Below are 22112 nucleotides of genomic sequence, written 5' to 3'. Positions count from 1 at the left end.
GGGCGATCCCCAGCGCGGACTCTGATCCCGCTTTGATGTGACTTTGATGCTCCGGTGCTTGGCTTGCGCGCATGACCACCCACGCACCGGTGTCCACGGGCCTGGATTCCTGTCTTGACCTGGGATTCACCGACTCCGGCGGAGGCGAGCCCTCGCTGCGGCGGGAGCTGTTCGCCGCCCTGATAGAAGTCGTCTCCGGCTCGGGAGAGTGGAGCGAGCAGACCGCCGCGCGGATCCGCGGCGAGGGGCTCGCCTGGGCCGCTCGGGGCGAGCCGGTGAGCGCGCTGCGGGTCGCCGTCCAGGAGACGACGGAGTACATCCTGGTCTCCGGCGGGCACGCTGCGGCCGGGGCCGACGGCTCGCGCGGCGAGTTCGCCCGGCGCCTGACGGACGCGGGGCGCCGTGTGGCCCGGGAGCTGAACCGGGGCTACTTCGCCCAGTCCGGGCGGGAGGCCCCCGCCTCGGTCCCGGAGCCACCGCGGCCCGGGCCGTCCTACGCCCCGCCCGCCTACGCCGTGATGGCGCTGCGCGCGCCCGGCCTCCCCCTCGGCGACGTCGAGGCGGTGGCCCGCGGCCACGGCGGCCCCGAGACGGCCGTGCTGCCCTCGGCGCGCGGGCTGTACGTGCTCACCCCCGCGCCACGCCACCAGGAGTCCGTCGACCTGGCGGACCGCATCCACCGCGACCTCGCCGGGACGGCCCGGCTCGCGGTGCACTGGAAGCCCTACAACGAGGTGACGGCGGGTCAGCTGCTGGTGGACGACATCTGCGCGGTGGTGGACGCGCTGGGCTTTGGACCCGGCGTCTACGAGCTGGACGACGTCCTGGTGGAGTACGCGGCAGCGCAGACGCCCGACATCGCCCAGCGGCTGGTCGGCATGGTGCAGCCGGTGCTGGACGACCAGGTGCTGCGGGAGACGCTGAGCGCGGTGATCTCCGCCGACGGCGACCCGGACCTGGCGTGCGAGCTGCTCACGCTGCGCCGCAAGTTCTTCGACCGCCGACTGCACCGGGTCGAGGAGCTGACCGGCCGGCGCCTCGACGGCCCGCGCGACCTCCAGGTCCTCAGGACGGCCGTCGCGGTCGCCGCGATCATGCGCCAGTGAGCGTCGGCAACCGCACCCGGAACCACGCACCCGACTCCGAGGCCTCCACCCGCACCGACCCCGCGTGCGCCGCGGCGATCGCGGCCACGATGCTCAGGCCCAGTCCGCTGCCGGGGGCGGGGTGGTCGTCCCGGCGGGCGGGGCGGGGGGTGCCGCCGCCGGCGCGGAAGAACCGCTCGAAGATCCGCTCGCGCAGTTCCTCGGGTATCCCGGGCCCGCCGTCGATGACGTCGACGATCTGCTCGTCGCCCTCGCGGCCGACCCGCACCTCGGCGAGGACGTCGTGGGCGGTGTGCGCGACCACGTTGGCCAGCAGGTTGGTGACCACCTGACGGAGCCGGTCGGGGTCACCGGTCACCATGTGGGGCCCGGGTTCCACGACGAGGGTCACCGGGCGGTCGGGGTCGACGACGCGGGCGTCGGCCACCGCGTCGGCGCAGAGTTCGGCCAGGTCCACGGGGCGGCACTCGAGGGGGCGGCCCTGGTCGAGGCGGGCCAGCAGCAGCAGCTCGTCCACGAGGGCGGACATCCTGCGGGTCTCGTTCTGCACCCGGCGCATGGCGTCGTCCAGACGGGCCGGGTCGTCGAGGGCACCGAAGCGCACCAGCTGCGCGTAGCCGCCGATCGCGGTGAGCGGGGTGCGCAGCTCGTGGCTGGCGGCGCCGACGAAGTCGCGCAGCTGCTCCTCGGCCTTGCGGCGGCGGTTGAACTCCTCGTCGACCCGGCCGAGCATCGCGTTGACGGCGTCGGCCAGCGCCTCCACCTCCGCCGTCGACACCGGGGCGGCGACCCGCTGCGAGAGTGCGCCCTCGGCGGCGAACCGGCGGGCGGTGGCGGTGATCTCCTTCAGCGGCGAGATGGTGCGGCGGCTGAAGTACAGGGCGCCGAGCACGACTCCGGCGACCAGCGGCACACCGGAGACGGCCTCGATGACCACGAGGTTGTGCACCGTGGCCGCGTCGTCCGCGGTGGACTCCGCGATCACCAGGTAGCCGCCGTCGGGGAGCTTCTCGACGACCGCCCGCATCGGGGCCGGGCCGACCGTGCCCGCCCGGCCGGCGGTCGCCATGCGGTCCAAGTCGGCGCTGGACAGCCGGATGACGGCCCGCTCCACCATCGCACCGGACTCGCGCTGGACAACCCTGCCGATGGCGTCGGTGAGCAGCACCACGGCCGTCGCCCCGGCGGGCTTGAGGTCAGAGCTGGTCTCCAGTTCGTCGAGCCGGTCCTGGCGTATGGAGGCCAGCTGCTGGTCCAGCCGGTTCCGCAGGCCGTCGGCGAGGGCGTGCGCGGCGTAGACGTCCGCGGCCGCGACGCCGACCGTGGTGATCGCCAGGAAGCCGAGCGCGAGGCGCCAGTACAGCGAGCGGGGCCACCAGCGCAACCGGCGCCGCCTGCCGGGTGTCTCCACGTGCCCACCCCTCGTCCGGTTCCGGCGGCTGCCGGGATCCGGCCGCTTTCCGAGCAGATACTAGGACAGACCCCGGGGACACCCGTTCGACCGATCGAGCTGAGGAGACCGCACCATGCGCATCGCCGTCCTGGACGACTATCAGAAGGCGGCGCACCGGTTCGCCGACTGGGACGCGCTGGGAGCCGAGGTGGTCTTCCTCCACGACCACGTCTCCGGTACGGCCGAACTGGCCGAGGCGCTGGACGGCTTCGACGTGGTGGTCGCCATGCGCGAGCGCACCCCCTTCACCGAGGAGCGCTTCGCGGCGCTGCCGGCGCTGCGGCTGCTGGTGACCACCGGGATGGCGAACGCCTCCGTCGACCTGGACGCCGCCCGCCGGCACGGGGTGACGGTGTGCGGCACGGAGAGCGTCGCGCACGCCACGGCCGAGCTGACCTGGGGGCTCGTCCTGTCGCTGGTCCGGCACCTCCCCGAGGAGACGGCCGGGATGCGGCGCGGTGAGTGGCAGCACACGATCGGCGGCGACCTGCACGGCCGGACGCTGGGCGTGGTGGGGCTGGGCCGGCTGGGCGCGCGGGTCGCCTCCATCGGCACCGCCTTCGGGATGCGCGTCCTGGCGTGGAGCGCCAACCTCGACCCGGAGCACGCCGCCGCGTGCGGCGCGCGGGCGGTCGGCAAGCGTGAGCTGTTCTCGCAGTCCGACGTCGTCACCGTGCACTACAAGCTCAGCGCGCGCAGTACCGGGCTGGTCGGCGCCGAGGAGCTGGGCTGGATGAAGCCCACGGCGCTGCTGGTCAACACCTCGCGCGGTCCGCTCGTCGACACCCCGGCGCTGGTCGCCGCGCTGCGCGAGCACCGGATCGCCGGTGCGGCCCTGGACGTGTACGACACCGAGCCGCTGCCCGCCGGGGACGTCCTGCGGAGCCTGCCGGGCGCGCTGCTCACCCCGCACCTGGGCTACGTCACGGAGGCGACGTACGAGGTCTTCTACCAGCAGGCGGTCGAGGACATCGCGGCCTTCCGGGACGGCGCGCCGCTGCGCGTGCTCACCGCCTGAGCGGCGGGCGCGCTTTCCGGCCGAACCGGCGTCCCGGCACCCGCGGGGCGCCGGTCCGCGTTTTCCGGGGGCGGTGGTGGGCAGAAGCTCCGTGTACAACCGTTCACCGAATTTCCCGGAACGTCGGAGCACAGGGAAGGACCGGAATGCTGTTCCTGGTGGCCGCACTGGCCCTGTTCGGGCTGCTGCTCGGACCGGTCGCGCATCTGCCGCTGCACGTGACCCTCGTCGCCGCCGCCGGCATCGTCGGGTGGCTCGCGCTGTACGCGGCACGCCGGCGCGTCGCGCACCGAAGGGAGAGGTGAGCGATGCCCGGGACACCCGTGAGCACACGCCGCGCCCACGCGGACGGCGCGGCGGTGGCGTCGTTCGTCCTCGGACTGGTGGGCCTGCTGGTCTTCAGCGTGGTCCTCGGCCCCGCCGCCCTGGTGCTGGGCTCGATGGCACTGTTCCAGGGGACCGCCCGCCGCGGGCGGGCCGTGCTGGGGCTCGTACTGGGGGCGGCCGACCTGGTCGTGCTCGCGGTGGTGACCGCGAGCGACCACGCCTACGTGTGGTCGCTCTGACCGCGGTGGCCGCCGCACCCGTGGGTGCGGCGGCCATGGGGGCTCAGTGGCCGCGGGCGATCCACTCGTCCAGATGCGGGGCCTCGGCGCCAATGGTGGTGCTGTCGCCGTGGCCGGTGCGGACGACCGTCTCCGGCGGCAGGGTCAGCAGCCGCTCGCGGATGGAGTCGATGATGGTGGGAAAGTCCGAGAAGGACCGCCCCGTGGCGCCCGGGCCGCCCTGGAAGAGGGTGTCGCCGGTGAAGACCGTGCCGAGGGCCGGCGCGTACAGGCAGACGGCGCCCGGCGCGTGGCCCGGGGTGTGCAGCACCGTGAGCTCGATGCCGGCCACCGCGATGATCTGACCGTCCGTCAGCTCTTCGTCCGGGGAGCGCTCCGGGTGGGTCTGCTTCCACAGCGGCAGGTCGTCGCCGTGCAGCAGGATCTTCGCGCCGGTGCGGGCGGCGAGCGCGGGCGCGGCGTCGACGTGGTCGTTGTGGGCGTGGGTGCTCACGATCGCGACCAGGCGGCGGCCGCCCAGCGCCGCGGCGATGGCGTCGGCGTCGTGGGCGGCGTCGACGACGATCGCCTCGGTGTCGTCGCCGACGATCCAGACGTTGTTGTCGACGTCCCAGGTGCCGCCGTCCAGCGAGAAGGTGCCCGAGGTGACGAGGTGGTCGATGCGGGCGGTCGTCACAGGACCACCACCGAGCGCAGCACGTCGCCGTGGTGCATCCGCTCGAAGGCCTTCTCCACCTCGTCCAGGGCGATGGTCTCGGTGACGAAGGTGTCCAGGTCCAGCCGGCCCTGCAGGTGGAGGTCGATGAGCATGGGGAAGTCGCGGGAGGGCAGGCAGTCGCCGTACCAGGAGGACTTCAGGGCCCCGCCGCGGCCGAAGACGTCCAGCAGCGGGAGTTCCAGCTTCATCTCGGGGGTGGGCACGCCGACCAGGACGACGGTGCCGGCCAGGTCGCGGGCGTAGAAGGCCTGCTTGTACGTCTCGGGGCGGCCGACCGCCTCGATGACGACGTCGGCGCCGAAGCCGCCGGTCAGCTCGCGAACCGCCTCGACGGGGTCGGTCTCCTTGGAGTTGACGGTGTGCGTGGCGCCCAGCTTCTTCGCCGTCTCCAGCTTCCGCGCGTCGATGTCGACCGCGATGATCTTCGCGGCACCGGCCAGCCGGGCGCCGGCGATCGCCGCGTCGCCCACGCCGCCGCAGCCGATGACGGCGACGGAGTCGCCGCGGCCCACGTTGCCGGTGTTGATGGCCGCGCCGATGCCCGCCATGACACCGCAGCCCAGCAGCCCGGCGACGGCCGGGGAGACGGCCGGGTCGACCTTGGTGCACTGCCCGGCGTGGACGAGGGTCTTCTCGGCGAAGGCCCCGATGCCGAGGGCCGGGGAGAGCTCGGTGCCGTCCAGCAGGGTCATCTTCTGCTTGGCGTTGTGGGTGTTGAAGCAGTACCAGGGGCGGCCGCGCAGACAGGCACGGCACTGGCCGCACACGGCACGCCAGTTGAGGACGACGAAGTCACCGGGAGCGACGTCGGTGACGCCCTCGCCGACCGACTCCACGATGCCCGCCGCCTCGTGGCCGAGCAGGAACGGGAAGTCGTCGTTGATCCCGCCCTCGCGGTAGTGCAGGTCGGTGTGGCAGACCCCGCAGGCCTGGATCCGTACCAGCGCCTCCCCGGGCCCCGGGTCGGGCACGACGATCGTTTCCAGGCTGACGGGGGAACCCTTCTCCCGGGCGACGACGGCACGGACCTGGTGAGCCATGGGGCACTCCTCGGCTGGTACGGAACCCTGAGACGGGCGTTTCTCATTACGGCACATTCTGCACGTGCCGCAACACAAGCATCGACGACGGCCGACAGAGCGGTCAAGGACCGCGCAGCCGGGCCGGCCGGCGCGCTTCATTCTTACCAAGGATCTTGCCCGGCGGCCCCGTTCGGCGGGGCACGGCGTCCGGTGTCTTCCCCTCACTGGGCGTTGAACAGCATCCGCGGATTGCGGTCCCCCGCCGCGCGGGAGGCGGGCAGCAGCGAGAGTGCCACCGCCGCCGCGACGCACACGCCGACGATCAGGGCCAGCACCGCTCCCGGCGGGGACTGGGCAATCCCCGCGCCGACGCCGCTGGAGCCGGCCTGCAGGTCGATCAGCCAGTCGGAGGCGAACACCCCCGCGGTGACCCCCGCCGCGGCGGCGGCCAGGACCACCAGGCCGACGCCGGTCACGACGGTCGCCACGGTCTGCTGGGGCGTCAGGCCCACGGCGCGGTAGGCGCGCATGTCGCGGGCGTGGTCGCGGATGCCGCTGCCGACGGCGGTGGACAGTTCGGCCAGGGCGATCAGCGCGAGGACGCTGACCAGTCCGATGATCACGCCGCGCACCGGGGAGAGTTCGGCGCCGGGGCCGGTGACCTCGCGCACTTCCAGGGCGCCGTGCGACGCGTCGGTGAGGGCGCCGCGCACCGCCGCGCGGTCGGCGCCGGGACGCAGCACCAGGCTGTAGTACGAGGGCCCGATGGAGGCGTCCTGGGCCCGCAGCACGTCGAGCGGGGCGGAGATCACCCGTCCGCCGTGCCCGGTCTCGATGCTGCGGCCGACGATGTGCAGGATGTGCGGCGTGCCGCCGACGGTGACCCGGACCCACTGGCCGACCTCGATGTGCAGCGCGTCGAGCAGGCCCTGCCCGGCGAGTGCCTCGTCGGGTCCTGCGGGGCGCCGGCCCTCCGCGACGGCGAAGGGGTACGGGTCGGCGGTGGTGCCGATCCCCCGCAGGGTGACGGACTGCGACTGGCCGGGGGCGAGCGCGGGGAGGTCGACGCCCGGGTGCGCCGCGGTGATCTCCGGTCGTGCGGCGAGCAGCTGCCGGACGGCTCCGTCGGTGAGGCCGTTGGGGCGGGCGGTGAGCGCGCCGGCCTGGCCGAGCAGTTCGGGGTGGTGCTCGAAGCGGTCGAGGGTGGCCCAGGTCCCCAGCGCCACGGTGATCATCAGGACCGGCAGGGCGAGCCGGGCCACGGCGGCCGCCGAGCGCGCGGGCCGGTGCAGTACGCCGCGGCAGCCGAGCACCAGGGCGGGCGGGGTCCCCAGGCGCAGCGCGGCCCGGGCCGCGCCGGACATCCTGCGGCGTCCCGGAACGGCCCCCCGCGCGGCGGGGATCGGCGGCACGCGGCCGGCCCGCCAGGCGGCGAGCACCGTGGCCAGGGCGATGACCAGCACGGTCGCCGCGGCCGTACCGGGGAGCGCCCAGGTGTGCTGCGGCAGTCCCTGCCACAGCCCCATGGCGTCCCCCATCGGCCCGGGGATGCCCGGCGCGAGCGTCTCCGCGGCGATCGATCCGAGCACCACACCGGCGGTGGCGAGCACCGCGTGCTGCACGAGGAACATCCGGACCACCTGGGCCGGGGTGAAGCCGACCGCCTTCAGGACGGAGATGTCACGGACGTACGCCAGGACGCGGGTGGCGATGCCCCCGGTCACCGCGATCGCGGCGGCCAGCAGCGCGGCCAGCCCGAACAGGCCGAGCAGCAGCCCGAGAAGGTGGTTGTCGCCCTCGGCGTCGGCGCGGGCCTCCCGCCAGGTGGCGACGCTCGTGACGCGGTCCGGTCCGACGGCGGAGACGGCCCGCTGGATGACGAAGGCGGTGTCCGCCGGGTCCTTCAGCCGCAGCCCCACGGTCTGCCCCGCCCGCGCCTGGCCGGTGGCGAGGCCGCTCACCAGCGTGGGCGACGCCCACGCGACACCGGGGTTGTCTCCCGGGGAGTAGAGCGGCTCGGCGGTCCCGGCGACGCCGACCACGCGGACGGTGCTCCGCCGTCCGTCACGGGTCACGCTGATCTCGTCGCCCGGCTCGGCCCACAGCGCCGACGCCACCGACCGTTCCAGCACGACGCCGTCGCCGTCGTCGCCGTCCAGCCAGCTCCCGCGGTCCATGAGCGGCCGGCCCACCGACGGCGGGCTCGTGCCCGCGGCCCGCAGGTCGAGGGCGGCCTTCTCCCGGCCGTGCTGCGCGGTGACGGTGAGGGTGCGGAAGGGTCCGGAGACCGCGGTGACCCCGTCGATCCGCGACAGGGCGCCGGTGTCGGCGCGGCCGTCCGTGCGCAGCCAGACGTGGGCGCCCTCGGTGGCGGTGAACATCCGCTGCCAGGGGTTGGCCGCGTACACCAGCAGCGCGACGGAGAGCAGCAGCGCCACGGTGATGCCCGCGGTGGCCAGGACGATGGACAGGGCCTGGCCGCGGTGGGTGCGCAGATCGGCGAGGGCCCAGCGGGCGGTGGCGCGCACGGCGGTCAGCCCTGCAGCTTCACGACGTCGGCGGCGGCACGGGAGGGACGCGAGGCGTACGGCGGGACGTCGAGGGTGATGTCGTCGACCACTTCGCCGTCGAAGAGGCTGATCACCCGGTCCGCGGCACTGGCCACCTTGGCGTCGTGCGTGACGAGCAGGATGGTCTGGCCACGTTCGTGGCAGCGGGTCAGCAGCCGCAGCACCTCCCGGGTGCCCTTGCTGTCGAGGCTGCCGGTGGGCTCGTCGGCCAGCAGCAGGGCCGGGCGGTTGACCAGGGCCCGGGCGAGGGCGACCCGTTGCTGCTCACCGCCGGACAGGTCGGCGGGGGTGCTGTCCTCCTTGCCCGTCAGGCCGAGGTCGGCCAGCAACTCCTGCCGCGCGGCGCGCACCTGGCGGGGCGAGCGGCCGGCGAGCAGGGCGGGCAGTTCGATGTTGTCCGCGACGGTGAGGGTGGAGACGAGGTTGAAGAACTGGAAGACGATGCCGACGCCGCGCCGGCGCAGTACCGCCCAGCGTGCCTCGCTGAGCTGGTCGACCCGCTGCCCGTCCAGCCATATCCGCCCCCGGTCGGGGCGTTCCAGGCCGCCGAGCAGATGCAGCAGGGTGGACTTGCCGGCGCCGGAGGGGCCGGTGACGGCGACGAACTCGCCCGGCCGCACCTCCAGGTCGACCCCGCGCACGGCCCTGACCTCGCCGCCGTCCACACGGTGCGTCTTGACCAGGCCCTCGACCCGGAGCATGTGCGGCGCCGCGGGAGGCGGCTCGGCCCTTCTCATTCCAGCTCCTCCTGGCAGCGCTCCAGCCAGTCGAGGTCCGCCTGCAGATGCAGCGTCGCGCCCTCGATCAGCAGCTGCGCGATGGTGTTGTCCCGGTCCTCCCCCGCGGCGAGCCGGGACATGGCCCGCATGAGGTTGAGGTAGTGGCGGCGCTGCTTGTTGATCAGGGAGACCTGGTCGGCCAGGCCGGTGGCCGGGGCGAGGGCGAGCTTCATGAAGAACTCGTCGCGCACCCGCGGCTCGCTGGACGGCTCGTCGAACCAGGCGGCGACCGCCTCCTGCCCGGCGTCGGTGAGTTCGTAGATCCGCTTGTTGGGCCGACCGGACTGGGTGACGTCCTCGCCCCGGATCAGTCCCGACTTCTCCAGGCGCGCCAGCGTCACGTAGATCTGGCCGATGTTCGGCTGAGGATAGGCCGCACCGAAAAGCTTCTCAAGTGCCGTTTTGAGCTCGTAACCATGGGCGGGCCCCTTGGCGAGGAGTGCCATGAGCGGAAGGCGCACGCTCGACCTGCCTCCTCCCCGGCTACCTGCTTGTTAGGGGCCGCTCACCAGCCCGATCATCGGTGAGCAGGCCATCCTGCCGCAATGGCTAGTATCGCGCATGTCCAACAGGTATACATGTCTCTTCGGACGACGACGCCGTCGCCGGAAGCGGGACCTGGAGGATCGTATGCGCTGGGCGCGGGCCGCGGGCAGGACCCTGCTCGCCGCTGCCCTGCTGCTGACGGGATACGCCTCCGAGGGCGCCCGCGCCGCCGACGGACCGCCCGGCACGACGGGCCGGGGCCCGGTGACCCTCGCGACCGGTCGCGATCTGACCGGCTACCTCCAGCACGTGCTGGACGGCTGGAACCGTGGCCACCCCCTGGAGAAGGCGACCCTCGTCGAACTGCCCGAGGCGGCCGACGAGGTGCGCGCGCAGATGGCAGACAGCCTGCGCTCCGGCAGCGACCGCTTCGACGTGCTCAACATCGACGTGGCGTGGACCTCCGAGTTCGCGGGCGCCGGATGGATCGCGCCGGTCGACCCGCGCGGCCTGCCGCTGGACCGGCTGCTGCCCTCGGTGGTGGACACCGCCACCTTCCGCGAGCGGCTGTACGCGGTCCCGTACGTCACCAACGCCGGGCTGCTCTACTACCGCAAGGACATCCTCGACCGGGAGCACCTGGATCCGCCGCGCACCTGGGCGGAGTTGGAGCGGCAGGCGCGCACGCTCGCCCCGAAGTACGGGATCGGCGGCTACGCCGGGCAGTTCCTGCCGTACGAGGGCCTGACCGTCAACGTCACGGAGGCGGTGCAGTCGGCCGGGGGCGGCATCCTCGGCGGCGACGGCAGCCGGGTCACCGTGGACTCCGCCGCGGCCCGCGAGGGGCTGGGCTTCCTGGTGCGCGGGGTGCGCGAGGGCTGGATCCCAGGCGAGGCACTGCGGTTCAAGGAGGAGGAGTCCCGGCAGGCCTTCGAGGACGGCCGGCTGCTCTTCCTGCGCAACTGGCCGTACGTGTACGACCTCGCCTCCGCGCCCGGCTCCAAGGTCGCGGGGCGCTTCGGCGCGGTGCCGCTGCCCGGGCCGGACGGGCCGGGCGCCAGTGTGCTGGGCGGGTCCAACCTCGCGGTCAACGCGCACTCGCGGCATCCGCGGACGGCCACCGACCTCATGGCGTACATGACGGGTGAGTCCGTGCAGCGCCAGGTCCTGACGGAAGGCTCGCTGCCGCCGGTGTGGGCCGATCTGTACCAGGACCCCGGGCTGGTGCGCCGGTATCCCTACCTGCCGGTGCTGGAGCAGAGCGTACGGACGGCCAAGCCGCGCCCGAAGAGCGCCCGCTACGAGCAGGTGAGCCTGGCGGTGGCGGCGGTGAGCCGGGACGCACTGGCGCTGCACACCACGCCGGAGCAGGCCGTCGCACGGCTGGACCGCGAGCTGCGGGAGATCGTGCGGGACCGCTGATCCCGCGGCGCCTTCGATGGATGTCACCACCCACCTCATACATACTTGTTAAGTAACTGCGGGGGCCTCCGCGACACCCTCTCGGTCCTCGACTGCGGATCTTACCCACGCAAATCACCCCAGTAAGCGCCGTCTATCGGCAGCTCCGTTGACACCTTCCTGACACTGCTACTTAACATGCATGCATAACGAGCCACCCCGCGCGGCGTGCAGTGTCGTGTCCGTCCGCGCGCCCGCAGTCAGGATGGTGACGGGTGTTCACAGCCCCTCTGGAGGACGGTTCCTCCACCGCCGCCGCCCCCTCCCCGGCACTCACCGCCGTACGCCCCTGGTGGCGCGACGCGGTGGTCTACCAGGTCTACGTGCGCAGTTTCCTGGACAGCACCGGTGACGGTGTCGGGGACCTGGCCGGCGTCCGAGCCGGTCTGCCCTACCTGCGCAAGCTGGGCGTCGACGGGATCTGGCTGAGCCCCTTCTACCCCTCGCCGCAGCACGACCACGGCTACGACGTGGCCGACTACACGGGCGTCGACCCGCTCTACGGCGACCTCGCCGAGTTCGACCGCCTCGTGGCCGACGCGCACCGGCTGGGTCTGCGCACCGTCGTCGACGTCGTCCCCAACCACTGCTCCTCCGCCCACCCGTGGTTCCGCCAGGCACTGACGGAGGGACCGGGCGGCCCCGCCCGGTCGCTGTTCCACTTCGCCGACGGACGCGGCGAGCACGGCGAACTGCCGCCCAACAACTGGCGGGCGATGTTCGGCGGTCCCGCCTGGTCCCGGGTGACCGAGCCGGACGGCCGGCCCGGCCAGTGGTACCTGCACCTGTTCACCCCGGAGCAGCCCGACCTCAACTGGCGTGACCCGCGCGTCGGGGAGCACTTCGAGCACGTGCTGCGCTTCTGGCTGGACCGGGGGGTCGACGGCTTCCGCATCGACGTGGCGGCGGGCCTGTTCAAGCACCCCTCGCTCCCCGACTCCCCCGACCCCGCGGCGGACGAGCGGTCCCGCGACTCCGTCAACCCGCTGGCCTGGAACCGTCCCGAGGTGCACGGGGTCTGGCGGCGGTGGCGCGCGATCTGCGAGGAGTACACCGCCCGCGACGGACGCGAACGCCTGCTGGTCGGCGAGGTCTCCGTCCCCACCCCGGCCGAACAGGCCCGCTACGTCCGCCCCGACGAACTCCATCAGGCCTTCTTCTTCCACCTGCTGAGCGCCCCCTGGAACGCGCAGGCGTTCCGCACGGCCATCGCCGAGGCGCTGCGCGACATCGCCGGGACCGGGTCCACCGTCACCTGGGTGCTCAACAACCACGACCAGGTCAGGACCGTCACCCGGTACGCGGGCGGCCCCACCGGGCACTTCGGCGCCGCCCGGGCGCGCGCCGCCGCGCTGCTGATGCTGGCGCTGCCGGGTGCCGCGTACGTCTACCAGGGCGAGGAACTGGGGCTGCCCGAGGTCGTCGACCTGCCGGACGAGGTCCTCACCGACCCGATCTTCCGCCGCACCGGCAGCCGCCGCTTCGTCCGGGACGGCTGCCGGGTGCCGCTGCCCTGGTCGGGCCACGCCTCGCCGTTCGGCTTCACCGCCGAGGGCAGCGCGGCCCGGCCGTGGCTGCCGCAGCCCGACTGGTTCGCCGAGCACAGCGCCGACCGCGCGCTGCTGGACACCGGTTCCTTCTGGCACCTGTACCGGGAGGCGCTCGGCCTGCGGGCCCGGCTGCCCCAGCTCGGCGAGGGGACGCTGCGCTGGCTGGAGGCACCGCCCGGCGTGCTCGCCTTCGTCCGCGGCGAGGGCCTGGTCTGCGCCGTGAACTTCGGCGACGAGCCGGTCCCCGCCCCCGTACCGGGACAGCCGCTGCTGTCCAGCGCCCCCTGCCCGCCGGGGGTCCTCCCCGCCAACGCCGCCGCCTGGTGGGTCCACGACCCGGCGCGCACCTGACCGTTCCGCACCACTCCACCGAAGAAGGGACACCACCCCGATGAAGCGCACCCTCGTCGCGGCCACCGCCATATGCGGTCTGGCCCTCGCGACCACCGCCTGCGGCGGTGACACCAAGGCCTCCTCCGACTCCGGCCCGGCGGCCGGCGCCCAGAAGCTCAAGGGCCAGACCGTCACCGTCGCGGCCGTCTGGACCGGCGTCGAGCAGCAGAACTTCCAGAAGGTCCTGGACGGCTTCACCGCGAAGACCGGGGCGAAGGTGGCGTACGTCTCCACCGGCGACAACTTCGCGACCGTCCTGGGCAGCAAGGTCGAGGGCGGTGACTCGCCCGACGTCGCGATGGTGCCGCAGCCCGGCGTGCTCAAGGAGTTCGCGGGCAAGGGCTGGCTCCAGCCGCTGTCGCCGGAGGTGAAGGGCGCCGCGGAGAAGAACTACGCCAAGATCTGGCAGACGTTCGGCACGGTCGACGGCACCTACTACGGCCTGTACTTCAAGACCTCCGACAAGTCGACGGTCTGGTACAGCCCGCAGGCGCTGGAGACGGCCGGCGTGCAGCCGCCCAAGACCTTCGCGGAGATGCTGGACGCCGCCCGCGCCGTCTCCGACTCGGGCCTGCCCGCCTTCGCCGTCGGCGGCTCGGACGGCTGGACGCTCACCGACTGGTTCGAGAACCTCTACCTCTCCCAGGCCGGCCCGGAGAACTACGACAAGCTGACCCGGCACGAGATCCCGTGGAGCGACCCCACCGTCGTCAAGGCGCTCACCACCTTGTCCCAGCTGTTCGGCGAGGACGACCTGCTCGCGGGCGGCCGCAAGGGCGCCCTGGCCACCAGCTTCCCGGACTCCGTCGCGCACGTCTTCGGCAAGAGCCCCAAGGCCGGCCTGGTCTACGAGGGCGACTTCGTCGGCGGTGTCATCTCGGGTGACCTGGGCGGCAAGGTCGGCGAGGACGCCAAGTTCTTCCCCTTCCCCTCGGTCGACGGCGGCCCGGCACCGGTGGTCGGCGGCGGCGAGGCCGCCGTGGCGCTGAAGTCCGGCAAGAACGCCAAGGCCGCCATGGAGCTGATCGCCTACCTGGCCACCCCCGAGGCCGCGCAGATCTGGGCCAAGGCGGGCGGCTTCCTCTCCCCCAACACCAAGCTGGACCCCGCCTCCTACGCGGACGACACCCTGCGCACGGCCGCCAAGTCCCTGGTCGACGCCGGTGACACGGTGCGCTTCGACATGTCCGACCAGACCCCGCCCGCCTTCGGCGGCACGCCCGGCAAGGGCGAGTGGAAGATCCTGCAGGACTTCCTGCGCGACCCGTCGGACCCGAAGGCCACCGCGGCGAAGCTCGAGGCCGCGGCCGCCAAGGCGTACAAGGGCTGAGGCCGGATCATGTCCGCCCTCACCCGCAAGGTGCCGCCCGCCCCGGCGGGCGGCACCGCCCCGGCCTCCGTCCGGCGGCGTTCACGCCGGGCCCGCATCACGGCGATCGTCTTCGCGCTCCCGGCGCTCGCCCTGCTCGGCGCCCTCGTCGGCTACCCCATCCTCTTCTCGGTCGGCCGCAGCCTGTTCGACGCGAGCGGCGACCGCTTCGTGGGACTCGCCAACTACCAGGAGATGTTCAGCGACCCGGCCACCCTCAAGGCCGTCCGCAACACCGCGATCTGGGTCGTGGCCGCGCCGGCGCTGCTCACCGGCGTCGGCCTGGTCCTGGCCGTGCTCACCGAGAAGATCCGCTGGGCCACCGCCTTCAAGCTGCTGATCTTCATGCCGATGGCGGTCTCCTTCCTCGCCGCGGGCATCACCTTCCGCCTGGTGTACGACCAGGACCCGCAGCGCGGCGTCATGAACGCGGTCGCCGTCGCCGTCCACGACACCTTCAACGACTCCTCCGCCTACCCCGGCGCCCGGCCCCGCGGCACGGACGTGCTGAAGGAGTCGGGCGACGGCGGTTACCAGGCGGTCGCGCGGGTGGAGCCGGGCAAGGACGTCACGCTGGGCCTGGTCGGCCTGCCGCCCGCGTCCCTGCCGAAGCAGGCCCGCCCGGCCGCGCCCGCGCAGGTCTCCGACGACGCCGTCACCGGCGTGGTCTACCTGGACTTCGTCCCGGGCGGCGGGGGCACGCCCGGCGCCGTGGACCCCCGGGAGCGCGGCCTGCCGCACATGACGGTGGAACTGACCAAGGGTGATGCCGTGGTCGCCACCACGACCACCGGTGACGACGGTTCCTTCCGCTTCGCAGGAGCCGGGGACGGCCCGTACGGCGTCCGGCTGCCCGGGAAGAACTTCGCGGAACCGTACGCGGGCATCGACTGGCTCGGCCCGACACTGATCACCCCGGCGATCATCGGCGCCTATCTGTGGATCTGGACCGGCTTCTCCATGGTGCTGATCGGCGCCGGGCTGTCCGCGCTGCCGCGCGAGACGCTGGAGGCCGCCCGGATGGACGGCGCGGGCGAGTGGCAGATCTTCCGCAGGATCACGGTGCCGCTGCTCGCGCCGGTGCTGGGCGTGGTCTTCGTGACACTGGTGATCAACGTGATGAAGGTCTTCGACCTCGTGTACATCATCGCGCCGGGCCCGGTGCTGGAGGACGCCAACGTCCTGGCGCTGCAGATGTGGCTGGTCTCCTTCGGCGGCGGCAACAACCAGGGCCTGGGCAGCGCGATCGGCGTCGTCCTGCTGCTGCTGGTGCTGCCGGCCATGGCCCTCAACATCCGACGCTTCCGCAGGAGCAACCGATGACCGTGCAGACCGCCGCTCCGCACCCCGCTCCGCCCACCCCGCCCGGCGGGACGTCCGGCCGGACCCCCGGGCGTCCCTCCGTGGCGGGCCGGCTGGTCTCGGTGCTGCGCGGGGGGCTCGTCCAGGTCCTGCTGACGGTCGTGGCGCTGATCTGGCTCACCCCGACGGCCGGGCTGTTCGTCTCCTCGCTGCGCAACTCCGACGACAACGCCGGTTCCGGCTGGTGGACCACCCTGCTCCACCCCGGCTCGCTGAGCTTCGACAACTACTCCGCGATCCTCGGCGACAGCGGGATCACCCAGGCGCTCTGGAACACCGTGCTGATCTCGGTGCCCGCCACGGCCGCCGTGGTGGTCCTCGCCGCGCTGGCCGGATACGCCTTCGCCTGGCTGGAGTTCCCGGGGCGCGACTGGGTCTTCCTGGTGGTCGTCGGCATGCTCGTGGTACCCGTGCAGATCGGGCTGCTGCCGGTCGCCAGGCTGTTCCGGGAGGTCGGGCTGTTCGGCACGACCGCGGGCGTGGTCCTCTTCCACGTGGCGTACGGACTGCCGTTCGCGATCTTCCTGCTCCGCAACTACTTCGCGGAGATCCCGCGCGAGATGCTGGAGGCCGCCCGCATGGACGGCGGGACGGAGTGGACGATCTTCCGGAAGCTGGTGCTGCCGGTGGGCCGTCCGGCGATCGCGAGCCTGGCCGTCTTCCAGTTCCTGTGGGTCTGGAACGACATGCTGGTCGCGCTGATCTTCGCCGGCAGCGACGCGCAGCCTCTCACGGTCGCCCTGCAGTCGCAGATGCGGCAGTTCGGCTCCAACATCGACGTGCTGGCGCCGGGGGCCTTCCTGTCGCTGATCGTGCCGCTGGCGGTCTTCTTCGCCTTCCAGCGCCACTTCGTGGAGGGGGTCATGGCGGGATCGGTGAAGTAGGTGAAGCAGGTGAAGTAGCCGCCGGGCCGCCGCGGGAGCGGGTGCCGCGATACGTCGGAGGTCTTTCTTGTCAGTCGCCCTGATCCCCCTTGGGGTCGGGGCGGAGGACAGGACTCCTCCGACGTATCACCGCACCCGCGGTCGTCTTCTCCCCTCCCGCGAGGACTCGTCAGCCATGCCCCTGCAGCCGTGGTTCGCCGACGCCAAGCTCGGCATCTTCATCCACTACGGGATCTACGCGGTCGACGGCGTGCCCGAGTCCTGGGCCTTCTACAACGGCGAGGTCCCCCACGAGCGGTACATGCGCCAGCTCGACGGGTTCACCGCGGCGCGGTACGAGCCGCGCGCCTGGGCCGGGCTCTTCGCCCGCGCGGGCGCCCGCTACGCGGTGCTGACCGCCCGGCACCACGACGGGGTCGCCCTGTGGGACACCGCGCAGGGCGACCTGTCGGTCGTCCGGCGCACCCCGGCCGGGCGCGACCTGATCGCCCCGTACACGCAGGCGCTGCGCGAACACGGCCTGAAGGTCGGGCTCTACTACTCCCACTCGGACTGGAACCACCCGGACTACCCCAGCGTCGTCCACCCCGCCCCGCCCACCGACGACGTGGTGACCAGCCCCTTCGTCGCCCCGGCGGACGGCAAGGAGGACCCGGCCGCCTGGGAGCGCTACCTCGCCTACCGCAACGCCCAGGTCGGCGAGCTGGTCGACCGCTTCCGGCCCGACCTGCTGTGGTTCGACGGCGAGTGGGAGCGCAGCGAGGAGCAGTGGGGCCTGGACGCCCTGGCCGCGCGGATCCTCGCCGGGAACCCGGAGACGGTCCTGAACGCGCGCATGCTGAGCCACGGCGACTACGCCACACCCGAACAGGGCATCCCCGTCGAACCGCCGGCCGGGCCGTGGGAGCTGTGCCTGACCGTCAACGACTCCTGGGGCTTCCAGCACGCCGACCACCGCCACAAGTCGGTGCGCCAGCTGGTCCGCTACTTCACCGAGACGATCGGCGCCGGCGGCAACCTGCTGCTGGACGTCGGCCCCCGTGAGGACGGCACCATCACCCCGGAGCAGACGACCCGCCTGGAGGGCCTCGGCGACTGGATCCGCGGCCACGCCGACGCCGTGTACGGCACCGTCGCCGGCCTGCCGGCCGGGCACCACTACGGCCCCAGCACCCTGTCCGCCGACCGCCGCACCCTGTACCTGGTGTGCTTCGACGCCCCGCGCGAGACGGTCGCGCTGCGCGGCCTGCGCAACCGCGTCCGCCGTGTGTCGGTGGTGGGCACGGGCGCCGGGCTGGGCCACCACGTGACCGGCGGGCTCCACGACGTGCCCGGCGTCACCTGGATCGACGCGCCCTCCCCCGACGCCCTGGACCCGTACGCCACCGTCCTCGCCCTCGAACTCGACGGCGAACTGGACCTCTACCGCGGCACCGGTCGCGCCTAGCTCCGTGCCGCCCTCCCGTGAGGTGCCTTCCCGTCCCGGCTTCCGGAACCCTCCCGCGCTGCCCCACGAGGTGGTGGCCGAGACCCTGGAACGGGCCCTGCGCGACCGCGCGCACGAGGCCGAGGCGGCGAGCGTCCTGATCGGGAGCGCGCTGAACGACGACGACCGGCGGTTCGTCGAGCACTGGTGCGTCGAGGTCGGGACGCGGGCCCTGCCGGGAAGTCCCCTTCTCGGCCTGGCCGGTCTGTGCCTGGGGCACACCGCCAGACGGTTCGGACGCCTCGGCGACGCGGCCCTCGCGCTGACGGAGTCGCCGGCGGCGCGCGGAGGCGGATCCGTCGGACGTGGACGCCCGGGCCCTCGACGGCCGCGCCGACGTCAGGAACTTCCTGCGCCTTCGGTGATCGGGCCGCACCGGGACGTCCGGCGCGGGGCCCGGTTCCTAGATGGCCAATTCCAAGGGATGCCTGCGGGGGGTGTGGGGCGGGCGGCGGCCGAAGCCACCGCGAGACGGTCAGGCGGTGGGCTGCCGCCCCTGGTTGTCGAGGTGGCAGCGGGCGGTCAGTCGTCAGGGTCGACTTCGGGGTGCGTGAACCGCACGGGCTTGCCCAGCGACCGGGCGTAGGCGATTTCGGCTCGGGTGCTGTCTCCGATGTAGTCGCCGACCACGAGCACCTCATCGGCGAGCCGGATCTTCGCCCGGTGCAGATCGTCGAGTCGAACCTTCAGCGCCTCGGCCTCGGCAGGATCGGACCAAAGTTCGTGCGGCGACTTCATGTCGCAGCCTGGTTTGACGACGATCCTTCCGGCTGTGGTCTCCCGCAGATCGGCCTCGTCCATCTCGGTCATGAAGCGGGTGGAGCCGCAGATCACGACGATATGCGGGAGGCTCAACAGCTTCTTCGCGTCGGCGAGCTTCTCCTCGGGGGTGAGCAGTTGCGGGTATGACACCGGTTCCTCCTGGTGGTGCGGTCCAAGGGGTGCCTGCGAAGACGAGAACGAGGGTGTCCAAGATCGTTTCGTCGAACGACGTGGACACCCTCGCGACAGCACTCTATGCGACGGCCGACGACATGCCGAAGGAGCATCCTTCCTCAGGCGGAGCGTGCGAGCGCGTCGCGGTGGACGGCGTGGGCGAGGGGCGCACCGTGGGCGAGACGTTCGATCTCCTCGATCGCGGTGTCGGCGAGCCGGGCCAGCTCGCCGCCGAGCGATCCGGCGACGTGCGGGGTCAGCAGGACGTTCGGCAGATCGTAGAGCGGCGAGTCGGCGGGCAGCGGCTCGGGGTCGGTGACGTCGAGGACGGCGTGCAGCCGGCCGGAGACCAGTTCGGCGGTGAGCGCGGCGGTGTCGACCAGCGAGCCCCGCGAGGTGTTGATCAGCGTGGTCCCGTCCCGCAGCAGCGCCAGGCGCGCGGCGTCGAACAGGTGGCGGGTCTCGGGCAGTTCGGGGGCATGGACGGTGACCACGTCGCCGAGCAGGCACAGTTGGTCCAGCTCCACCGGCTCCGCACCGAGCGCGACCACCTCGCCGGGGTCGAGGTAGGGGTCGTGGACGAGCAGGCGCAGGTCGAAGGGGCGCAGCAGCTCGATGACCCGCCGCCCGATGCGGGAGGCACCGACGACCCCCACGGTACGACGGTAGTTGCCGATGCCGTGGCACACCTCGGAGGGCTCCGGCCGGCGGCGGGCCTCCCGGTAGGCCTGCGCCGAGGCCAGGACGCGCTTGTTGGCGAACAGCACGGCGGCGACGGTGTACTCGGCAACCGGCAGGGCGTTGGCCGCGGCGGCGGTGGAGACCTGGATGCCGCGCCGCCACACGGCGTCGGTGATGTGCTGCTTGACCGATCCGGCGGCGTGGACGACCGCGCGCAGCGCGGGCATGCGGGCCAGCGCCGCCTCGTCCAGCGGCGGGCAGCCCCAGCCGGTGAGCAGCACCTCGGCCTCGGCGAGCGGTTCCGCCACGGCGGGGTCCCCGAAGTCCTCGACGAGCAGGGCGGGGTCGACGCGGGCGACACGGCAGAGCCGTTCGAGCGCCGCGTCGCCGAGGACGGCCTCACGGGTCCCGGCGCTCATGGCCAGGACGGTACGGGGACGGTGGTGCGCGCGGGTCACGTGACGGCTCCCCCTGTGGAGACCTGCGGACAGGTGAGGGCGCCATCATTCGCACGGGACCCGGCGCCGTCAAGGGCGGACCGGGCCTCCCCGGCCCCGGCACGCGCACCGCCGCGGACGCCGCACACGGGGTACCGGACCGGGAGCCGGGCCGGCACCCCCGTCGGGGGTCAGCTGCCCGCGGCGAGCACCGTCTCGTAGCCCGGCAGGACGACGTCGCGGATGATCGCGTTCCGCTCGTCGAAGGGGAGGAACGCGCTCTTGAGCGCGTTGACGGTGACCTCGCGCAGGTCCTCCGCCGTCCAGCCCGCCTCGGTGACGAGCAGCTCCATCTCGCGGGTCATGGTGGTCGCCGAGACCAGCCGGTTGTCGGTGTTGAGGGTGACGCGGAAGCCGAGGTCGCGCAGGAGGGTGATGGGGTGCTCGGCGATGGAGGTGGCGGCGCCCGTCTGGAGGTTGGAGGTCGGGCAGACCTCCAGTGCGATGCGGCGGTCGCGTATCCAGCCCGCCAGGCGGCCGAGCTTGCCGTCCACGATGTCCTCGGCGAGGCGGACGCCGTGGCCGATCCGCAGCGCGCCGCAGACCTGCACCGCCTGGTGGATGCTGGGCAGGCCGTGGGCCTCGCCCGCGTGGATGGTGAAGGGCACGTTCTCGCGGCGCAGGTGCTCGAAGGCGGCGAGGTGGTCGGCGGGCGGGAAGCCGTCCTCGGCGCCCGCGATGTCAAAGCCGACGACGCCCGCGTCGCGGTACGCGACGGCGAGGTCGGCCACCTCGCGGCTGCGGTCGGTCATGCGCATCGCGCACAGCAGGGTCCCCACGCGGACCGGCGTGCCCGCGGCGGCGGCCTTCGCCATGCCGGCGGCCAGGCCCTGCTGGACGGTCTCGACGACCTCGGCCAGGGTCAGGCCCCGGTGCACCAGCAGCTCGGGCGCGTAGCGCACCTCGCCGTAGACGACGCCGTCGGCGGCGAGGTCCAGCACGTACTCCTCGGCGACGCGCAGCAGGCCCTCTCGGGTGCCCATCACGGCGATCGTGTGCTCGAAGGTGGCGATGTAGCGGACCAGGTCGCCGGAGTTGGCGGCGTCGTAGTACCAGGCGGCCAGCTCGCCGGGGTCGGTGGCGGGCAGGGTGTGGCCGATCTCCGCGGCCAGTTCGACCAGGGTGGCCGGGCGCAGGCCGCCGTCCAGGTGGTCGTGGAGGACGGCCTTGGGGAGCCGGCGGATCAGGTCGGTGTCGAGGGCGGTCACGCGGTGGGCTCCTGGTCGGTGGGGGCGGTGGCGGCGGGCTGGAGGAGGTCCCAGCGGTTCCCGTAGGGGTCCTGGAAGACGACGACCGAGCCGTACGCCTCGTGGCGGGCCTCCTCCAGGAAGGTCACCCCCGCGGCGCTCATCCGCGCGTGGTCGCCCGCGAAGTCCTCGGTGTGCAGGAAGAAGCCGACCCGTCCGCCGGTCTGGTCGCCGACCCGCGACAGCTCCGCGTCGTTCTTGGCGCGGGCGAGCAGCAGCCCGCTGCCCGCGGCGCCGCCGGGCGGGCGCACGACGACCCACCGGCTGCCGCCGGGGCGCGGCTCGTCCTCGACGAGCTCGAAGCCGAGGGCGCCGGTGTAGAAGGCGATGGCCTCGTCGTAGTCGCGGACGACGAGGGTGACCAGGGCGATACGGGACATGCGCGAACGTTATACGTAACACCACGACCCGGGCAAGGCGCCCCCTCCGGCTGGGAGGGGCGCCTGTCCCTGCCCGGGCGGGGCGGCGGCCGGCCGCCCCGCCCGGGCCCCGGGTGAGCCCGCCTCGGCCTGCCGGACGCGCAGGGCG

At 73.2% G+C, this 22112-nt stretch carries 20 protein-coding genes; 10 read left to right on the top strand and 10 right to left on the bottom strand.

The annotated features are described in order from the left end of the window. Positions 1 to 71: 71 nt before the first annotated feature. Positions 72 to 1106, top strand: coding sequence for a helix-turn-helix domain-containing protein (locus ABZ312_RS21150; protein WP_500323090.1), 1035 nt, complete (start codon positions 72 to 74; stop codon positions 1104 to 1106). Here the strand turns inward: ABZ312_RS21150 and ABZ312_RS21145 are convergent. Further along, positions 1093 to 2517, bottom strand: a complete 1425-nt coding sequence (locus ABZ312_RS21145) for a sensor histidine kinase (protein WP_500438470.1) — start codon at positions 2515 to 2517, stop codon at positions 1093 to 1095. The genes ABZ312_RS21150 and ABZ312_RS21145 overlap by 14 nt on opposite strands. A 115-nt stretch (positions 2518 to 2632) precedes the next feature. Here ABZ312_RS21145 and ABZ312_RS21140 point away from each other — a divergent pair, with 115 nt between their 5' ends. From ABZ312_RS21140 to ABZ312_RS21130, 3 genes are all read left to right on the top strand, one after another. After that, positions 2633 to 3577: a D-2-hydroxyacid dehydrogenase family protein gene (locus ABZ312_RS21140; protein WP_500323087.1), complete on the top strand. Its 945-nt coding sequence runs from the start codon at positions 2633 to 2635 to the stop codon at positions 3575 to 3577. Between the two features lie 146 nt (positions 3578 to 3723). After that, the gene (locus tag ABZ312_RS21135) at positions 3724 to 3882 is read left to right on the top strand and encodes a hypothetical protein (RefSeq protein WP_500323085.1); all 159 of its coding nucleotides are present in this window, start codon (positions 3724 to 3726) and stop codon (positions 3880 to 3882) included. A 3-nt stretch (positions 3883 to 3885) separates the two neighbouring features. Then, the gene (locus tag ABZ312_RS21130) at positions 3886 to 4143 is read left to right on the top strand and encodes a DUF4190 domain-containing protein (protein ID WP_499515322.1); all 258 of its coding nucleotides are present in this window, start codon (positions 3886 to 3888) and stop codon (positions 4141 to 4143) included. Between the two features lie 43 nt (positions 4144 to 4186). On the opposite strand, the gene ABZ312_RS21125 is transcribed toward ABZ312_RS21130, so the two are convergent. The 5 genes from ABZ312_RS21125 to ABZ312_RS21105 form a co-directional block, all read right to left on the bottom strand. Next, positions 4187 to 4819 carry an MBL fold metallo-hydrolase gene (locus ABZ312_RS21125; RefSeq protein WP_500323084.1) on the bottom strand — a complete coding sequence of 211 codons (633 nt, stop codon included), beginning with the start codon at positions 4817 to 4819 and terminating at the stop codon, positions 4187 to 4189. After that, complete coding sequence (locus ABZ312_RS21120) at positions 4816 to 5901, bottom strand: S-(hydroxymethyl)mycothiol dehydrogenase (RefSeq protein ID WP_500323083.1); 1086 nt, start codon at positions 5899 to 5901, stop codon at positions 4816 to 4818. The genes ABZ312_RS21125 and ABZ312_RS21120 overlap by 4 nt, the downstream gene beginning before the upstream one ends. A gap of 203 nt (positions 5902 to 6104) precedes the next feature. Continuing rightward, the gene (locus ABZ312_RS21115; RefSeq protein ID WP_500438469.1) at positions 6105 to 8411 is read right to left on the bottom strand and encodes an ABC transporter permease; all 2307 of its coding nucleotides are present in this window, start codon (positions 8409 to 8411) and stop codon (positions 6105 to 6107) included. 5 nt (positions 8412 to 8416) lie between these two features. Next, the gene (locus tag ABZ312_RS21110; protein ID WP_500323081.1) at positions 8417 to 9190 is read right to left on the bottom strand and encodes an ABC transporter ATP-binding protein; all 774 of its coding nucleotides are present in this window, start codon (positions 9188 to 9190) and stop codon (positions 8417 to 8419) included. Next, on the bottom strand, positions 9187 to 9693 hold the full coding sequence (locus ABZ312_RS21105) for a PadR family transcriptional regulator (RefSeq protein ID WP_500323080.1): 507 nt from the start codon (positions 9691 to 9693) through the stop codon (positions 9187 to 9189). The genes ABZ312_RS21110 and ABZ312_RS21105 overlap by 4 nt, the downstream gene beginning before the upstream one ends. Positions 9694 to 9862: 169 nt before the next feature. Between ABZ312_RS21105 and ABZ312_RS21100 the strand changes: the two genes are divergently transcribed. From ABZ312_RS21100 to ABZ312_RS21075, 6 genes are all read left to right on the top strand, one after another. Then, a complete protein-coding gene (locus ABZ312_RS21100; RefSeq protein WP_500438468.1) occupies positions 9863 to 11140 on the top strand; it encodes an ABC transporter substrate-binding protein in 1278 nt (425 codons plus the stop codon). 254 nt (positions 11141 to 11394) lie between these two features. After that, entirely contained in the window at positions 11395 to 13080 is a 1686-nt protein-coding gene (locus ABZ312_RS21095; protein ID WP_500323078.1) for a glycoside hydrolase family 13 protein, read from the top strand. A gap of 40 nt (positions 13081 to 13120) precedes the next feature. Next, positions 13121 to 14452: an ABC transporter substrate-binding protein gene (locus ABZ312_RS21090; protein ID WP_500323077.1), complete on the top strand. Its 1332-nt coding sequence runs from the start codon at positions 13121 to 13123 to the stop codon at positions 14450 to 14452. 9 nt (positions 14453 to 14461) lie between these two features. Beyond that, positions 14462 to 15814, top strand: coding sequence for a carbohydrate ABC transporter permease (locus ABZ312_RS21085; RefSeq protein ID WP_500323076.1), 1353 nt, complete (start codon positions 14462 to 14464; stop codon positions 15812 to 15814). Further along, the gene (locus ABZ312_RS21080) at positions 15811 to 16737 is read left to right on the top strand and encodes a carbohydrate ABC transporter permease (RefSeq protein ID WP_500323075.1); all 927 of its coding nucleotides are present in this window, start codon (positions 15811 to 15813) and stop codon (positions 16735 to 16737) included. Before ABZ312_RS21085 ends, ABZ312_RS21080 begins: the two co-directional genes overlap by 4 nt. A 175-nt stretch (positions 16738 to 16912) precedes the next feature. After that, positions 16913 to 18184, top strand: a complete 1272-nt coding sequence (locus ABZ312_RS21075) for an alpha-L-fucosidase (RefSeq protein ID WP_500438466.1) — start codon at positions 16913 to 16915, stop codon at positions 18182 to 18184. 561 nt (positions 18185 to 18745) lie between these two features. Here ABZ312_RS21075 and ABZ312_RS21070 read toward each other — a convergent pair. The 4 genes from ABZ312_RS21070 to ABZ312_RS21055 all read right to left on the bottom strand — a co-directional run bounded on the left by ABZ312_RS21070 (position 18746) and on the right by ABZ312_RS21055 (position 21964). Continuing rightward, positions 18746 to 19135, bottom strand: a complete 390-nt coding sequence (locus ABZ312_RS21070) for a hypothetical protein (protein ID WP_500360619.1) — start codon at positions 19133 to 19135, stop codon at positions 18746 to 18748. A 143-nt stretch (positions 19136 to 19278) separates the two neighbouring features. Continuing rightward, a complete protein-coding gene (locus tag ABZ312_RS21065; protein ID WP_500438464.1) occupies positions 19279 to 20259 on the bottom strand; it encodes a hydroxyacid dehydrogenase in 981 nt (326 codons plus the stop codon). Between the two features lie 209 nt (positions 20260 to 20468). Continuing rightward, complete coding sequence (locus tag ABZ312_RS21060; protein ID WP_499515308.1) at positions 20469 to 21545, bottom strand: adenosine deaminase; 1077 nt, start codon at positions 21543 to 21545, stop codon at positions 20469 to 20471. Further along, positions 21542 to 21964 (bottom strand): VOC family protein, encoded by a 423-nt coding sequence (locus ABZ312_RS21055; RefSeq protein WP_500323069.1) that lies wholly within the window; start codon positions 21962 to 21964, stop codon positions 21542 to 21544. Before ABZ312_RS21055 ends, ABZ312_RS21060 begins: the two co-directional genes overlap by 4 nt. Positions 21965 to 22112 lie beyond the last annotated feature (148 nt).

Source organism: Streptomyces sp. NPDC006207, assembly GCF_040613835.1.
Lineage (GTDB): Bacteria > Actinomycetota > Actinomycetes > Streptomycetales > Streptomycetaceae > Actinacidiphila.
The sequence above is the reverse complement of the archived record's forward strand: the minus strand, read 5'-3'. Positions and strand labels throughout refer to the sequence as shown.

What these genes read in the sequence shown, in the direction of transcription:
- ABZ312_RS21150 (WP_500323090.1), top strand. Translation starts at nt 72, where the DNA reads ATGACCACCCACGCACCGGTGTCCACGGGCCTGGATTCCTGTCTTGAC.
- ABZ312_RS21140 (WP_500323087.1), top strand. Translation starts at nt 2,633, where the DNA reads ATGCGCATCGCCGTCCTGGACGACTATCAGAAGGCGGCGCACCGGTTC.
- ABZ312_RS21135 (WP_500323085.1), top strand. Translation starts at nt 3,724, where the DNA reads ATGCTGTTCCTGGTGGCCGCACTGGCCCTGTTCGGGCTGCTGCTCGGA.
- ABZ312_RS21130 (WP_499515322.1), top strand. Translation starts at nt 3,886, where the DNA reads ATGCCCGGGACACCCGTGAGCACACGCCGCGCCCACGCGGACGGCGCG.
- ABZ312_RS21120 (WP_500323083.1), bottom strand. Translation starts at nt 5,901, where the DNA reads ATGGCTCACCAGGTCCGTGCCGTCGTCGCCCGGGAGAAGGGTTCCCCC.
- ABZ312_RS21110 (WP_500323081.1), bottom strand. Translation starts at nt 9,190, where the DNA reads ATGAGAAGGGCCGAGCCGCCTCCCGCGGCGCCGCACATGCTCCGGGTC.
- ABZ312_RS21100 (WP_500438468.1), top strand. Translation starts at nt 9,863, where the DNA reads ATGCGCTGGGCGCGGGCCGCGGGCAGGACCCTGCTCGCCGCTGCCCTG.
- ABZ312_RS21090 (WP_500323077.1), top strand. Translation starts at nt 13,121, where the DNA reads ATGAAGCGCACCCTCGTCGCGGCCACCGCCATATGCGGTCTGGCCCTC.
- ABZ312_RS21085 (WP_500323076.1), top strand. Translation starts at nt 14,462, where the DNA reads ATGTCCGCCCTCACCCGCAAGGTGCCGCCCGCCCCGGCGGGCGGCACC.
- ABZ312_RS21080 (WP_500323075.1), top strand. Translation starts at nt 15,811, where the DNA reads ATGACCGTGCAGACCGCCGCTCCGCACCCCGCTCCGCCCACCCCGCCC.
- ABZ312_RS21075 (WP_500438466.1), top strand. Translation starts at nt 16,913, where the DNA reads ATGCCCCTGCAGCCGTGGTTCGCCGACGCCAAGCTCGGCATCTTCATC.
- ABZ312_RS21065 (WP_500438464.1), bottom strand. Translation starts at nt 20,259, where the DNA reads ATGAGCGCCGGGACCCGTGAGGCCGTCCTCGGCGACGCGGCGCTCGAA.
- ABZ312_RS21055 (WP_500323069.1), bottom strand. Translation starts at nt 21,964, where the DNA reads ATGTCCCGTATCGCCCTGGTCACCCTCGTCGTCCGCGACTACGACGAG.